Genomic DNA, 13,328 nt, shown 5'->3' with positions numbered 1-13,328 from the left:
GAACACCATGACCGATGAATCTCCGTTCAAATCTCCCGAGATCCTCGACGAACTCCACGATTCGTTCGATAAGCGATCGCAAGAGATCTTCAAACTAGCAAGTGGGCTTCGCTGGCTGGAACTCATGTGTGCCGGCTACTTCGCCGGTCTCTATGCCCCCTTGGCCGTGGCCATGCCGGTACTCGAAAGCGCCGAGCGGTCCAGCCAGTCGCCGCAGTCGGCCGATACGGAACTGGCGTTCACCATTTTGATTGTCGGCTGGATCATCGCCAGCCTGATCAACGGGCTGATTGTCTCGTTCGTACTCCTAAAGCACGACTTCCTGAAGGGGCATTGGTGGACGGTCGTCGTCGCGTGCATGCCCTGGTTTTCGATCATCGGGATCTTCGGTGCCGCGCGGCTGTTCCAGCGAGCACTGCGGGCACACGGACTAAGCTTCGGCTGGATCGGCCCTTCGCAAAAGGCCATCGCCGAGCAGCTTCGCCACTGGGACGGCTCGCAGGTAGATCCCAAGACGCTAGGTCTCAAACGCTGAGCAGCAGGCTACACTAAAGGCTGTCTCGCTGCGGCGAGTGTGTGGCAAAGTCTGATGGGGGTTTGACGATGCTTAAGGGATGTGGTCTCTCGCTGCTGCTTTTAGCGGTGATCGCCGGCGGGTATATGGTCGCTTTCGACCAGGTCTTTCAGCGACCCGAAGGGCTGATCTTCGGCGGCATCTCGGGGCTGATCACCTTCTTCTGCATTGGCGCGCTGACCAACGCCTGGACCGCGTGGAGCGACTTGTCGTTGATCTCGAAGGCCGAGTTCGGCCTGCAACTGGAAGACGGTCGCAAGGTCGCCGTCGCCGGGCGTATTCGAGCCGAAGGAGAAGCGCTGAAAGCTCCATTCTCCGGCACCGAGTGTGTGATCTGCGAGTACGACGTTGCACGGCCGGAAGTTGAGCCTTCCAATAACGACTCAGAGAACACCGCCTCCGATTTTGCTGGCTTCCTAATGACTCCCTGCAAGATCGAAACCTCCTGGGGAGAAGTCCGCCTGTTGGGATTTCCGATGATCGACGATGCCGTCGTCGACAACTGCTTGAACACTTCCGAGATGCGTGCTGCCCGCGAGTTTTTGCTGAGCACCGAATTCGAAGACCGCTCTGGCGTGAAGATCGTTTCGGTTCTCTCGGTCTTCAGCGAAGTGTGGTCCGACGACGACGGCCGCGTGACCAAACACATGCGGCTGACGAAGAAGCCGATCGATCAGATCATTCCGCCAGACACCGAAGAGTCGGCCAAGAACTACCGCGAAGTAATGGGGGATGACGAGGACTTCGACGACCTCGACGACGAGACTCTCAACGAAGGAGCCTTCCTGTTCAACACACTGCCGAAGCTGATCGAAAAGCGGGTCGAGCCCGGCGAAAAGGTCGTTGTCTTCGGTATCTACAACGAAGCCCGCCGCGGACTGATGCCGCGGCGAGGTAGCACCTACGTCAATCGCCTGAAGCGGGGCACCGCCGAAGAGGTAGCCGCCAAGCTGCGAAGCAGCGTCCTGGGGAACGTCATCGGAGGGCTCGTCGTGCTGGCCATCCTGCACGGGGTAATCGCCTTCGCGGTGATGAACCTGGCCAAAGAAAAGGAAAACGTTCCTCCGGTCGATAACGACGTGCGGCTGATGCTTCCCAGCGAACAGCAACTGGCATGACGGATACTTCGTCGCCAGAATCCCCGTTCGCTTCGCCAGCGATCGTGGACGAGTCCGATTTGCCCGGCGCGCTAGAACCTCGAACGCACCAGGCCCTGAGTTGCATGAAGTGGCTCGACATACTGGTCGTGCTGCACTGCATAACGATTATCCTTTCTCCTCTCATTGTTGCACTGCCGGCCACCGCATGGCTGCAGCCGGCTTGGGTCTTCGGTGCGATGTTTCTTTGGTGGGTGGCAAGTCTCTATGTGCTTACGGTCTACCTCGTGTTTCGATCGGCCATCATCGTACAAATGAACGTGTTGCCTACGATCGCGTGCACGCTTCTTTCGTTGTGCCCTTGTATCACACTGTTTGCAATTTTCATGACCTCCGAGGCAACCCGGCGATTTCTATTCCGGCAAGGCATTCCCTTTCGTGGTCATCGCCCCGATTGGAAAGCCATTCGCGAGATGGCCGCCAAGCTGCCGCTGGAAGACGAATCGCCGGCAACTGAGAGCACCTCATGAGCGAGGTGGAGTTTCGCCGTGCAAACGTATCCTTCCAACGCGGATAAACGGCCATAGCACCAGGCGAAAAGATTTGTGCATTTGCCAGCTCGGTTTTCTATAATCAGCCGGCAACTCTCATCAGGCGCTTCGAGCCCCAGGATCCGCCATGGAAGCTTCACCCTATCAGTCACCGACGATAACCGATTCGTTTACCCTGCCGAAAAACCCCGGCAAGGTAAAACGCGTGGCCAAGTTTCAGAAGTGGGTGATCGTCGCGATGTTTGGTAATGCCATCCTTTATATCGTCGCCGTCGTTCTCGGCCTTCTCATGGCGTGGACGCATGGTGCCGCGGCGTCGGAAGAGATTCCGCCGATCTACGAGACCCTTATCAGCATGCTGACCGTCGTCGAGCCGTTCGTGGTGATCTTTTCGTTCGTCGCGTCGTTTACGATGGCTCGTCAGTTCTTCAATCGACCACTCTCTTTTTTGATCATGTTTTTGGGAGCATTTCCGTTCATCTGCTTGCCGGTGCTGCTGCTACAGAACCTGCAAGGGGCACGCTACTTGAACCGACAAGGCATCGCCGCCGGGTTCTTTGGTACAAACCTTGAGAAACTGCACGCGTTAATCGCCCAAGCAGAAGCTGAAGCGTAAGCACCAATCCAGTCAACAAACTGTTCGTCACCTCGCAGTAAAAACTCCTTTGAACGACTCTCCCTATAAATCGCCGACCGTTGTTGATGATGAAGCCGACAAGGTCCGCACCATCATGGGGGAACACTCGTATCAGGTCGCCCAGCAGTTGGGCTGGGCCACGCTCGCGGCGTACGCTCAGGTCGGCATGTTGACTGTGCTAATGCTAACCAGTTGGATGCGTGATCAATGGAAAGCGGAGGTAGTTCAACTGGTGGTTATGGCGGCGCTAATCGTCCTGGTGGTTGCCGTTGGCTTAGGTCTCAACAGTGTGCGTCACTTAGCTGGTGCCTTTCAGTACGACAACAAAAAGCGGGCGATGTTGCTGTTTCTGAGCGTGATCCCGTGGCTCGCCATCATCAGCCTGTTCATAGTCATCGATCAAGCTCGGCACGAGCTTGCTGCGCAGCGGGTTCCATTAGCAGGCTTGGGGGTCGATTGGCTGGAACTCTCTCGATCGGTCAACGCACTCTTCGGAAAAACGTTTCATGAGCCCTATCCCAATACCGAGCAGAATCAGTTGTACAATCTCGCTTTCTGTGACGACACGCATTTGGCTCAAATGGCTGCCATCAAGGGAAGCATCCCTTGGCCGACGCTCCCCGACCTGACCGAGGCCAATCACAGTTGGGAGGACTACGCCGGCAACGAGCTGGTCGATGCCCGCGTTCGCATTCACCACTGCCGACTATTGAAGTTGCAAGCGCGAACACTGCCACCGCTGCAAGTTCTGGCCGTGATCTGGGAAATCTGCGGCGACGAGAACCCTGTCTTTCTGGCCTGTTATCGCCGGGGAATTTGCATCTATATCGACCGGCTGGGGGAGTGTGCGATGGTGACGACACCTGCCCCCGAGCTATCGGAGGCGATCGACGACCTACTCGCCCAGGCCGATCAGTGGCTCGAGCGTATCGCCGAGTACAACTTTCCTCGTCCTATCCCACCAAGCAATACCAATGCTCGGATGACGTTGGTGACCACGCATGGTACCCGTGTCATCGAACAAGCGTATGCCGACCTCTACCGGCACCCGGACGCAAGCCAGCTTTTGGATTCAATCGAGGAGGTAACCCAGGCAATTCCTGATGATCCGCAAGAGCGGTCTCTTTAGATGTAACTTGCCGCGTCACCAATAGAATCGCCTGACTCGTCGAGGTAGACTTTACGTCAACAAGTTTTCTCTCCTGACGGAAGGTCTGCCATGAAGCGTTACCTGTCTCTTGCGATTGTTCTGTTGCTGCTTGCCAGCAGTTCTTCTTCCGCCGCAGAAAAGACGAAGCACGTGTTGCTGCTGGGAATCGATGGCTGTCGCTTCGATGCGCTGACCAAGGCCAACACGCCGAACCTCGACAAGCTTCGCGCTTCCGGCATCTACTCACCCACCGCACTCATCCTGGGGGATCGTTACAAGAAGAACGACACCGTCAGCGGTCCTGGCTGGGGCAGCATCAACACCGGCGTGTGGGCCGACAAGCACAACGTACAAGACAACGGCTTCAAAGAGCCCAAGTTCGACAAGTACCCGCACTTTTTCCACTGGGTGAAGCAGGGCATGCCCACCGCGAAGACCGTTTCGATTATCAACTGGACGCCGATCGCCCAGTACATGGTTTCGTCGGCCGACGTTTCGATCGACACGAAGAAGGGGACCTCGTACGCCGAGGCGGACGACGACGCCGAAGCAGCCGCCGTCGCCGAAATCGCCCAGGAAGAGAACCCCAAGGCCATGATGCTCTACTTCGGCGAAGTGGACGAAGCTGGCCACGCCCATGGCTTTCACCCCACCGTCCCGCAGTACATCGCCGCGATCGAGCATGTCGACGCTCTGGTCGGCAGCGTGCTGGAAGCGATCGAAAAGCGAACCGACCAAGAGTGGCTGATCGTCGTCACCAGCGACCACGGCGGTGCCGGCAAAGGACATGGCGGCGGTCACAACAACCCCGACATCCTCAACAGCTTCTTGATCGTCAGCGGCGAAGGAGCCCAGCGCGGCAAGTTCGATCAGCAGGTGTATATCGTCGACGCAGTACCGACTTTGCTGACCTACTTGGGCGTGAAGATTGACGACGCCTGGGAGCTCGATGGACACGCTGTTGGGCTGAAGTAAGGCTACGTAGGTCTCTACTATTCCTGTCCCCTCTCCACTGCGAGGCGAGGGAACAGGACATGAAAAAAGCCCTCGACGTTTTTTCGTGAGGGCTTTTGATTGGAATCAACTTGGCGTGGCAAGGGTTACCACTTCAGGCCGAACTTGGCACCTTCGCTTTGGTCGTTGGTGATGCCCCCTTTGAGAGGCTGGTTCGACTTCTTCTTGACCGACAGTTCGCGGTCGATGTCGGCTTCGGGCTCGTCCTTGCGGCGGCCACCTTGCTTGGCGTCGGCTGGTGGCGGCTGGGTGGCTTTGATCGACAGGCTGATGCGGCGTTTGGCCTGATCGATACTGAGGACCTTCACCTCGACCTCTTCGCCTGTCTTCAGCACGCTGGAAACGCGGCTGATACGGCTGTAGCTCACTTCGCTGACGTGTACCAGGCCTTCGATGCCTGGGGCGATTTCGACGAACGCACCGAAGTCCATCAGCTTGGTCACCTTACCAGGCACAACCTTGCCGACGGCGAACTCGCTGGCGACCTTCTGCCATGGGTTTTCCATGGTGTCGCGGATCGAGAGGCCGATCTTGCCGGTCTCGGGATCCATCTTGGTGACCTTTACCTTCACGGCCTGACCTTCAGCCAGGACGTCGGAAGGATGCGAGACGCGGTCCCAGCTGATCTGGCTGACGTGAACCAGGCCATCGACGCCGCCAATGTCGACGAACGCGCCAAAGTCTTGAATGCGCGTGACCGTGCCTTCGCGAACCTGACCCACAGTCAGGCTGCCCATCAGGTTCTTCTTGTTGTCTTCAGCCATCTTCTCGGCGACTGCCCGGGCACTGAGCACCAGGTTACGCTTCTCGGGATTGGCTTCGGTAACCAGGCACTGCAGCTTGCGGCCTTTGAATTCTTCCAGGTCTTTCACGTGATACGTGGCAACCTGGCTGGCCGGGATGAAACCGCGAGCCGTACCGACAGCACACTCCAGGCCACCCTTGTTCACACCATCGACGACGGCATCGACGACGATTCCTTCCTTGATGTCGCCCCAGTCCTGCACACTGGTGGAAGCACCCGGGATGCCCACTTCGTACAGACGCTGGCTGGCGTTGAACGAGCCGATCGAAACTTCCAGCTTGTCGCCTACCGAAGGAGTCGCGACGAAGTTACGAATCGAGGCGATCCCTTGGTTGCCTTGCGGCAGATCGAAGAAGACGTCTTCGCGATGGATGCGAATGACGGTGCCCGTCACGCGGTCCCCTTCGTCCAGACGCACGGCTGCCGGGGCAGGGGTCTGGTTGCTCATGACGTCGTCGATCGAGTTTTCGCCGAATGCGGCTTCCAGTTCGGCTTCGATATCGTCCAGCTTCTCGCGGCGGTTGGGTACGTGAACCTTGCCCCCTTCAACCGGCAAGCGGTAGTCAGGCTCCCCTTCGTCGTGCGAGGCTTCAGCCAGCGTTTCGCTCAGGTCGGCCGGGATCTTGGTCGGGTCGTCGTCGTCTTGGGCCGGCTTCGGCTGCGAAGGACGCTGCGGCTTGGGTGGCTGACGCTTGGCTGGCTGCGGAGCCGGTGCATCACGCTGCGAACCGATCAGTACCTTCTTCTTTTCCTGGTCGTCGCTATCAGCCGTATCAGGAGCCGGGGTTTCGGCTGGGGTAACTGCAGCGGACGAAGCCTCCGGGGCCGAAGCTTCAGGAGTCTGGGGGGTGGGTTCCACGGAAGCGGGATCCTTCTGAGGATCAGTCGACATGGGAAAGCCTCGGACGAGATTCAGAAAATCTAAAGGGAGTGTAACTATTAGCGCCCTCTAGGTCACCACTTTAGTAAGAGGGCGAAGCCACTGAGTTTATCAGCGAAAAATCGGCCTGAACAGGGAATCTACCCTCCTACAAGCGGTGGTAGTTCGATTTTCGAAATAGTTAGGTCGCTAGCTGACGAAAACCTGTTAAGCTAGATCCATGGTAGATTTACCATGAATAGCCCCCTGTTAGAAGTAACCCCGGCCAGGCATGAATTTCGATCAGTACCCAAGCGAAGTTGCCGAACTTATCCAAAATGCCCCTTTATGCCCCCTGGGGCCAGGCAAAGCGGATCGATCGGTCTTCGAGCGGCTCCAGGCAATCGATGTGAATTCCTTGAGCAGCAAACCGGTTAAGGACCGCGAGATGGCTCGTGCGTGCATTAGCGGTTTGTGGTTGTTATGGAATTACTTGGACGAGTCGCACACGGTCAGTCAGGATCTTCCCAGTTCCACGGGCAGTTTCTGGCACGGAATCATGCACCGACGCGAGCCAGACTACGGCAATGCCAAGTATTGGTTTCGTCGCACGGGTAATCATCCAGCAATGGAGGCCCTCGCTGAAAAAGCAAATTCATTAGCTTCCGAAGCAACCCTCGATAGTCACACCCAATTCCTGGCGGAGCGACATTGGGACCCAATGGCAATGGTAGACGCATGTGAAGCCGTTGCTCGCGGGAAGTGCGCAAACGGGGAACTATTACGCAAAGTAGCCCAGTCCGAATGGGAAACGTTGTTTGAATATGGTTATTCGCGTGCTTTTTAGTGCGTCGATAACCGATGGCATAAAACAGAGAAGCAGGGCTGACTCGTCATTTTCTCATCTAATCGCTCAGCCTCAGACTGAAGAGAACAGAATGCTCCGTTACGACTTTGAAGATAGCTTGGGCTATTGGGTTTTCAGTGTCGCCCATCTAATGACGCGCGCAATGAACGACGAGTTGGGGAAACTCGGCATCACTTATCGCCAGTGGGAAGTCTTGTGCTGGCTCTCGTACATGGGTGAAATCACCCAGAGCGAACTGGCCGACCAGATGCGGATTGAAGCCCCCACGCTGGTTGGGGTGATCGACCGCATGGAACGCGACGGCTGGATTGTCCGCGAAACCGACCCCAACGATCGTCGCAAGAAAATCATCCGGGCCACCGAAAAGGTGGAACCGATGTGGGAACAAATGGTCGACTGTGCCAAAAGCGTCCGAGCCAAGGCCCTTCGCGACGTCCCACCGGAAGACGTGCAGAAGGTGAAAAGCACGCTGACCATCATTCGCGGCAATTTGCTTTCCGAACTGCCTGGGCATAATATCCCAGCAGAGCCTGTCGGGCAGAAGCAAACGTCCGAGACGCGTTGATTGAGTACAATCAAGTTTTCAGTGTTCAGTTTTCAGTAAGATAGAGTCGGGGCGAACATCACTCCCCGCTGAACACTGAAAGCTGAAACTTCCCACTGACAACTGATTGCCGAATGTCGACCCATCACTTACACACCCAGCACCAGCGTACGTTCGAAGGGAACCGGTTCGTTTATCCGGTTCTTTCTCGGCGGAGCAAGGGGATATCGGTGGGGGTCAATTTGAACCCGGACAAGATCTGCAATTTCGATTGCATTTACTGCCAGGTCGATCGACGCACCGAAAGCGAAGTCCGCTTTGTTGAAAGCGATCGCTACTTCCACGAACTGGAAGAAATGCTCGACCTGTGTGCTTCCGGCGAAATCTTCCGCACGGCCAAGTTCGCCGAGACCCCGCAGCATCTGCGACGGGTCAACGACATCGCGTTCAGTGGCGACGGCGAGCCGACCACCTATAAGAACTTCGACGATCTGATCGAGCGCAGCGCCGAAATCAAACGCAAACATGGGCTGAACGACGTGAAGATGGTGTTGATCACCAACGCCACCATGTTTCATCGTCCGCACGTGCAGCGAGGCCTTGAGATCCTCGACGCCAACCAAGGCGAGATCTGGGCTAAGCTCGACGCCGGTACCGAAAGCTATTATCGCACGATCGAACGAACCAAAATTCCTTTTCAGCGGGTACTCGATAACCTACTGCTGGCCGCGAAGGTGCGACCGATTGTGATTCAATCGATGTTCCTGAAGCTATGGGGGGAAAGCCCCAAGCCAGAGGAAATTACGGCCTTCTGCGATCGCTTGAACGAAATCGTCGACGGCGGCGGCCAGATCAAACTGGTTCAGGTTTACACGGTGGCCCGTAAACCGGCCGAGTCGATTGTCACGCCGCTGGAAGACGTGGAAGTCGACGCAATCGCCCAGGCCGTTCGCGAGCGGACCGGCCTTTCCGCGGAAGTTTACTACGGCAGTTCGGACTACTAAGCATGGCATCCTCGTCCAAAAGCACCACATACCTGATGGCCGGCGTGATCGCCGCGCTGGCCCTGTGGGGCATCTACCTGGCCATCGGTTCGTATCTCGGCCTGGCCGAAGGTACCCGCGGCTACGACATCCGCCGCGGCGTGATCGTGTTTGCCTGCATGGCAGGCTTCCTGATGTTCTGGGGAGTGTTGCTCTGGAATCGCCAACGCCGTTTACGTTCGGATGATGATTGAAATAGTTTGAAGTTTTCAAACTGAATTCGTAGGATGGCTACCGACGTCTTCGGCGTATAGCATCTTTGCCCAACGCACAAACGTCGCACCCAAGGTGGTTATCGGCTAAAGAAGCCGTAGCCACCCTACGACGGAAAACTGAAAACTGAACACTTCCCACTCGCCGCTCCGCGGCGCTAAAATTCAGTTAGCAGGTCCACTAGCCAAGTTAAACCAGTGAAGGATCGGGATATGTCTGAAACCAAGATTCGCATCCGTGACAATGGCCCCTTTTTGGTCGAAGGGCCGGTGACGTTGGAAGATTCCGAAGGGAACTCTTACACGATCGACAAGCCGACCATTGCGTTGTGCCGCTGCGGCCATTCCGACAACAAACCGTTTTGCGACGGCAAGCACAAGCATTGCGGCTTCCTTTCGGAAGATCGTGCCAATCCAGCGTAAGGATGCCGGCGTAGACGTCTCCCGCATTTGTCACCCATCGCCAGGAGAACGAACATGGAACCGGTTGATGTCCGACGCGATACAGAAACGTACTGCAACCTGATGAACGCCTATCTCTTGGCCCAGGTTGCCGAACTCGATGCGACGCTTCAGCAGAACGGCATCGAAGATCAAGGCATCCGCAAAAGCATCTGCGCCCAGTTCGGCATGAGCATGGGGCAGGTATTCGACTTGGGGTGGATCGGTGCCGATGGGCAACGCTTTCACCCCTTGTTGATGTTCAGCGAAAAGTACCTCGACGATGCCGCGACCCCGATCGGGGAAGTCGGCCCGCTGGAAGGACCAACCCGCGAAGACGACTTCCACGCAATGGCCGTCGAAGCCGTCGCCACCTTCTACGACGACCTCCAAGGAGATCTCTCCCGCGTGCCGTATGGTACCGTGGATGAAGAGCTCTTGAGTTAACTCCCAAGCCCGCAGCACCATCCGGTGCCTTCGCCCCTATGGGGAGCGGGTTAGGGACGCGTCGCCATGGGGTTTTCAATTGGAAGCCCTAGCGTGTCCCGCGTAATCCGTGGTTCTTCCCACGTTGCTGCGGGTCGAAAGTCCAGGCCGACGATAGGAATCTCGACGTGACGCTTTCACCACGTTTTCTCGGTGAAAACGGCATCTTTGGCATCTTTTAACGTGGGGAAAAGAGGCTCGCTGGTCACTTGGGAATTCGGGGCGCAAGTTCGACATATGTCTGACAAGTTATCCCCATTTCCGGTGCCTGGATGTGGAGATTTTATGAAGACCTAAGTTGTTGCCTGGTCGCTGCTTGGTGCCACGTGCCAGCAGAATTTTTGGCCGCGCGGGTCTTAATCGGTGGAAGGAGACAGAGGTCCGTGCGTAGAATTCGTGCCTCTTAGAAGTTGGCCCCGCTCCGCGAGAAGAATTGTGGGCGTGTCGGGCCCATTTGGATCACATCTGAAAAAGGATAGGAAGCCAAGTCCGCATGGAAGAACCAACTGTCGATCTCGCCGCAACCGATACCACCCCAACCGCCGCGTCTGAGTTCCCCCTGAGTGACGAACTGCTGTCGAAGCTGGAAGCTGCTTCGGCTCCGTACTTGGGGCAGTGGACCAAGTTGATCAGCACGACCAACTGGGACAAGGGGAAGATCATTTATCAGTGGAGAACGTCTCTGCAAGAGGCAGGGGCACCCACTTCCGAGTATGCCGACGATGCGTGGGCTCGACGCGTGGGTGGCGTTACCGGTCAGCACGTGGGTCGCCTGCGCCGCGTGTTCGAACGCTTTGGCGATAACTATCCCACGTACGATGGCCTGTTCTGGAGTCACTTCCAGGCCGCGATCGAGTGGGACGATGCCGAGATGTGGCTTGAAGGAGCCGCCGAGAACAAGTGGTCGGTCTCGTCGATGCGGAACCAGCGTTGGGAAACGATGGGCAAGCTGGAATCCGATCGCCCAGACGACGACATCGTCGCTACCGACGTGGACGAAGACTACGAGCCAGCTCAAGGGAGCGACGGGGAAGTTCGCGGTTCGATTGGCGAGATGGACGGCCCGAGCGGTCCTTTGCATGAAGGACCTGACTTCGGCGACGAAGAGCAAGATACGCATGCCCGGGAAGCTGGTCAGTTGGGTGAAGGGGAAATCGGCGATTCGTCCGAAGCTCCTTCGCTCATCAAACCGTTTGCTGAAATCGGCTCGATGCCAGACGACGTGCTCGATGCGTTCGAGGCCTTCAAGCTGGCCATCATTCGCCACCGCGGTGCCGGCTGGGAAGAGATCAGCCGCGAAGACATGATCAGTTGCTTGGAATCACTGAAGGTACTGGTCAACGCCCCCAGTGGCGAGCCAGAGAAGGCCAAGAAGCCGACGGTCGAAGGGGAACAACCGGCTCCGTTCTAGAACGATGCCGACGCCAACATGGCTACCAGCTTACGGGCTCGGTAGCCTTTTTTTATGCGCGGGCCCGGTTGTAGCGATTACTCTGACTCTAACAACGATGCCGCTTAGTTTGTTGGTGATTGCTGCCCACGGTTTCCTTGCGAAGGGGAGAGTTGCGACGAATGCTTTCAACAAAGTCTCGTCGTTTCTCGTGGGAACTATCCAATGTCTTATCTTGTCGTATTTGCTGGCCTCTTGGGCGTAACCCTCTATTTGGACCTGACGGTCATGATGTCGGCGGGGATCATCTTGATTGGCATGACCCTGTGGACCGTGCTGATGAATCGCAAGCTGCACATCCCCAAGTGGTAAGCGGCTATTCGGCCTCGCGCAGCCAGGTGACCAGGGTATCGCGATCGCTGGCCGTTTTTACTTTGGCACCGCGGTTGTGGGCGACGGTTTCCCAGAAGAAGTTGATGTGTTCGCGCGGCGTCAGCGCGGCGATCTTGTAGCTGGGTCCAAACTTCTCGGCAACCAGCAGCCCAACGCGATAGCGGGTCATGTTGTCCATCGGAGTGGAAACGTTCAGCCCGTCAACCAAAACTGCCGACTTACCGGTACGCTGGCACTCTTGAAGAACCACTTCGACCAACTCTTCCCAGTCCCCTGGAACGGAATCTCCCGAGCAGATGAACTCGAGATAGTCGCTATGTTCAAGTTGCTGGACGCTGAGTTTTACCATGGTGCCTGCTTACCAATACATCAATGAACTTCAATTGGACTCTGCGTGACCGCAAATCTAGCACCATGGATGCTGCCGTCAAGCAACTTCATTGAGCCACCCGAGCAGTTTCTCGCGATCGCGTCCTGATCTCACGATCGCGCCCCGATTCGTGGCAACGGTTTCCCAGAGTTGGTCGGCATCGTCCGCCCGACTGAGAGTTGCGATTCGCGTTGTCGCTCCGAACAGTTCGCCGGTCAGCACTCCGATCCGATAGCGCAACATGACGCTGGTCGACATGGTTACCTGCGAGGCATCGACGAAAATCTTCGACTTTCCCGTTCGTTTGATATCCGCTGCCATGCGATGTAGCAGATCAAGCCAGTCTTGGTCCGAGTGATCCCCCGACAACGCGTACTGCAAGTACTCGGGAAGTTCATCGAAGATGATCGTAAAGGGAGTCATGAAAGATGATTGGGTGTTCAATGCATCGGGTGACAAGACAAAATCATAGCAGGTGAATTGGACCACCGAAAATCAATTGTCCTGCAGTAGCCACTGGATCAGGCTGTCGCGATCGCTTCCGGCTTTGACAATCGACCCGCGATTCGTACTGACATCTTCCCAGAAGGACTGGCTTTCCATCGAAGAAGACAACGCCGCAATCCGCACCGAGGCTCCAAACGCTTCGGCCATTCGCAATGACATGCGGTAGATCACCATCGGCTCGACCGGCAACTGGGGATCGGCCGCGCTTCGATCGATAAAGATCCGCCGCTTCCCGGTTTGCTCTGTAGCCTCGACCATCGCACAGAGCAAGTCGCTAAAGAAATCCTCTTCTTTTGCGGTGCCCGACACGACGAACTCGAGGTACTCGTCATGTTCTGTATAGGGATGTTCGTACTTCGACATGGCGGAAAGCAAGTTCTAGGGTGA

Annotated in this window: 18 protein-coding genes; 14 read left to right on the top strand and 4 right to left on the bottom strand. The window is 56.7% G+C overall.

From position 1 onward, the window contains the following. Window positions 1-7 precede the first annotated feature (7 nt). From C5Y96_RS13075 to C5Y96_RS13050, 6 genes are all read left to right on the top strand, one after another. Window positions 8-535 carry a hypothetical protein gene (locus C5Y96_RS13075; protein WP_105353950.1) on the top strand — a complete coding sequence of 176 codons (528 nt, stop codon included), beginning with the start codon at window positions 8-10 and terminating at the stop codon, window positions 533-535. A gap of 41 nt (window positions 536-576) precedes the next feature. Beyond that, a complete protein-coding gene (locus C5Y96_RS13070) occupies window positions 577-1,692 on the top strand; it encodes a hypothetical protein (protein WP_146115651.1) in 1,116 nt (371 codons plus the stop codon). Beyond that, window positions 1,689-2,201, top strand: a complete 513-nt coding sequence (locus tag C5Y96_RS13065; RefSeq protein ID WP_105353945.1) for a hypothetical protein — start codon at window positions 1,689-1,691, stop codon at window positions 2,199-2,201. The genes C5Y96_RS13070 and C5Y96_RS13065 overlap by 4 nt, the downstream gene beginning before the upstream one ends. A gap of 148 nt (window positions 2,202-2,349) precedes the next feature. Next, window positions 2,350-2,838 carry a hypothetical protein gene (locus tag C5Y96_RS13060; RefSeq protein ID WP_105353942.1) on the top strand — a complete coding sequence of 163 codons (489 nt, stop codon included), beginning with the start codon at window positions 2,350-2,352 and terminating at the stop codon, window positions 2,836-2,838. Window positions 2,839-2,887: 49 nt separating this feature from the next. Next, window positions 2,888-3,988 (top strand): hypothetical protein, encoded by a 1,101-nt coding sequence (locus tag C5Y96_RS13055; RefSeq protein ID WP_105353940.1) that lies wholly within the window; start codon window positions 2,888-2,890, stop codon window positions 3,986-3,988. 90 nt (window positions 3,989-4,078) lie between these two features. Then, the gene (locus C5Y96_RS13050; RefSeq protein WP_105353938.1) at window positions 4,079-4,984 is read left to right on the top strand and encodes an alkaline phosphatase family protein; all 906 of its coding nucleotides are present in this window, start codon (window positions 4,079-4,081) and stop codon (window positions 4,982-4,984) included. Window positions 4,985-5,109: 125 nt separating this feature from the next. On the opposite strand, the gene C5Y96_RS13045 is transcribed toward C5Y96_RS13050, so the two are convergent. Next, window positions 5,110-6,687, bottom strand: a complete 1,578-nt coding sequence (locus C5Y96_RS13045; RefSeq protein WP_158261218.1) for a 30S ribosomal protein S1 — start codon at window positions 6,685-6,687, stop codon at window positions 5,110-5,112. 292 nt (window positions 6,688-6,979) lie between these two features. On the opposite strand from C5Y96_RS13045, the gene C5Y96_RS13040 reads away from it, so the two are divergent. The 8 genes from C5Y96_RS13040 (at window position 6,980) to C5Y96_RS27375 (ending at window position 12,043) form a co-directional block, all read left to right on the top strand. Beyond that, window positions 6,980-7,534 carry a hypothetical protein gene (locus C5Y96_RS13040; RefSeq protein ID WP_105353933.1) on the top strand — a complete coding sequence of 185 codons (555 nt, stop codon included), beginning with the start codon at window positions 6,980-6,982 and terminating at the stop codon, window positions 7,532-7,534. 91 nt (window positions 7,535-7,625) lie between these two features. Next, entirely contained in the window at window positions 7,626-8,120 is a 495-nt protein-coding gene (locus tag C5Y96_RS13035) for a MarR family winged helix-turn-helix transcriptional regulator (RefSeq protein WP_105353931.1), read from the top strand. A gap of 113 nt (window positions 8,121-8,233) precedes the next feature. After that, on the top strand, window positions 8,234-9,103 hold the full coding sequence (locus C5Y96_RS13030; protein ID WP_105353928.1) for a radical SAM protein: 870 nt from the start codon (window positions 8,234-8,236) through the stop codon (window positions 9,101-9,103). Between the two features lie 2 nt (window positions 9,104-9,105). Continuing rightward, window positions 9,106-9,336, top strand: a complete 231-nt coding sequence (locus tag C5Y96_RS13025; protein ID WP_105353926.1) for a hypothetical protein — start codon at window positions 9,106-9,108, stop codon at window positions 9,334-9,336. 231 nt (window positions 9,337-9,567) lie between these two features. Further along, on the top strand, window positions 9,568-9,777 hold the full coding sequence (locus C5Y96_RS13020) for a CDGSH iron-sulfur domain-containing protein (RefSeq protein ID WP_105353924.1): 210 nt from the start codon (window positions 9,568-9,570) through the stop codon (window positions 9,775-9,777). A gap of 54 nt (window positions 9,778-9,831) precedes the next feature. Then, window positions 9,832-10,242: a hypothetical protein gene (locus tag C5Y96_RS13015; RefSeq protein WP_105353922.1), complete on the top strand. Its 411-nt coding sequence runs from the start codon at window positions 9,832-9,834 to the stop codon at window positions 10,240-10,242. A 532-nt stretch (window positions 10,243-10,774) separates the two neighbouring features. Further along, on the top strand, window positions 10,775-11,692 hold the full coding sequence (locus C5Y96_RS13010; protein ID WP_105353920.1) for a hypothetical protein: 918 nt from the start codon (window positions 10,775-10,777) through the stop codon (window positions 11,690-11,692). 204 nt (window positions 11,693-11,896) lie between these two features. After that, on the top strand, window positions 11,897-12,043 hold the full coding sequence (locus C5Y96_RS27375) for a hypothetical protein (protein WP_158261217.1): 147 nt from the start codon (window positions 11,897-11,899) through the stop codon (window positions 12,041-12,043). A 4-nt stretch (window positions 12,044-12,047) separates the two neighbouring features. Here C5Y96_RS27375 and C5Y96_RS13005 read toward each other — a convergent pair whose 3' ends face one another. From C5Y96_RS13005 to C5Y96_RS12995, 3 genes are all read right to left on the bottom strand, one after another. Continuing rightward, window positions 12,048-12,413, bottom strand: a complete 366-nt coding sequence (locus C5Y96_RS13005; protein WP_105353918.1) for a hypothetical protein — start codon at window positions 12,411-12,413, stop codon at window positions 12,048-12,050. Between the two features lie 78 nt (window positions 12,414-12,491). Then, window positions 12,492-12,857 carry a hypothetical protein gene (locus tag C5Y96_RS13000; protein WP_105353916.1) on the bottom strand — a complete coding sequence of 122 codons (366 nt, stop codon included), beginning with the start codon at window positions 12,855-12,857 and terminating at the stop codon, window positions 12,492-12,494. Between the two features lie 72 nt (window positions 12,858-12,929). Continuing rightward, a complete protein-coding gene (locus C5Y96_RS12995) occupies window positions 12,930-13,304 on the bottom strand; it encodes a hypothetical protein (protein ID WP_105353913.1) in 375 nt (124 codons plus the stop codon). Between the last annotated feature and the right edge of the window lie 24 nt (window positions 13,305-13,328).

Origin of the sequence: Blastopirellula marina, from assembly GCF_002967715.1 — a bacterium.
GTDB classification, from domain to species: domain Bacteria; phylum Planctomycetota; class Planctomycetia; order Pirellulales; family Pirellulaceae; genus Bremerella; species Bremerella marina_B.
This window is presented reverse-complemented; position numbering and strand designations above follow the sequence as displayed.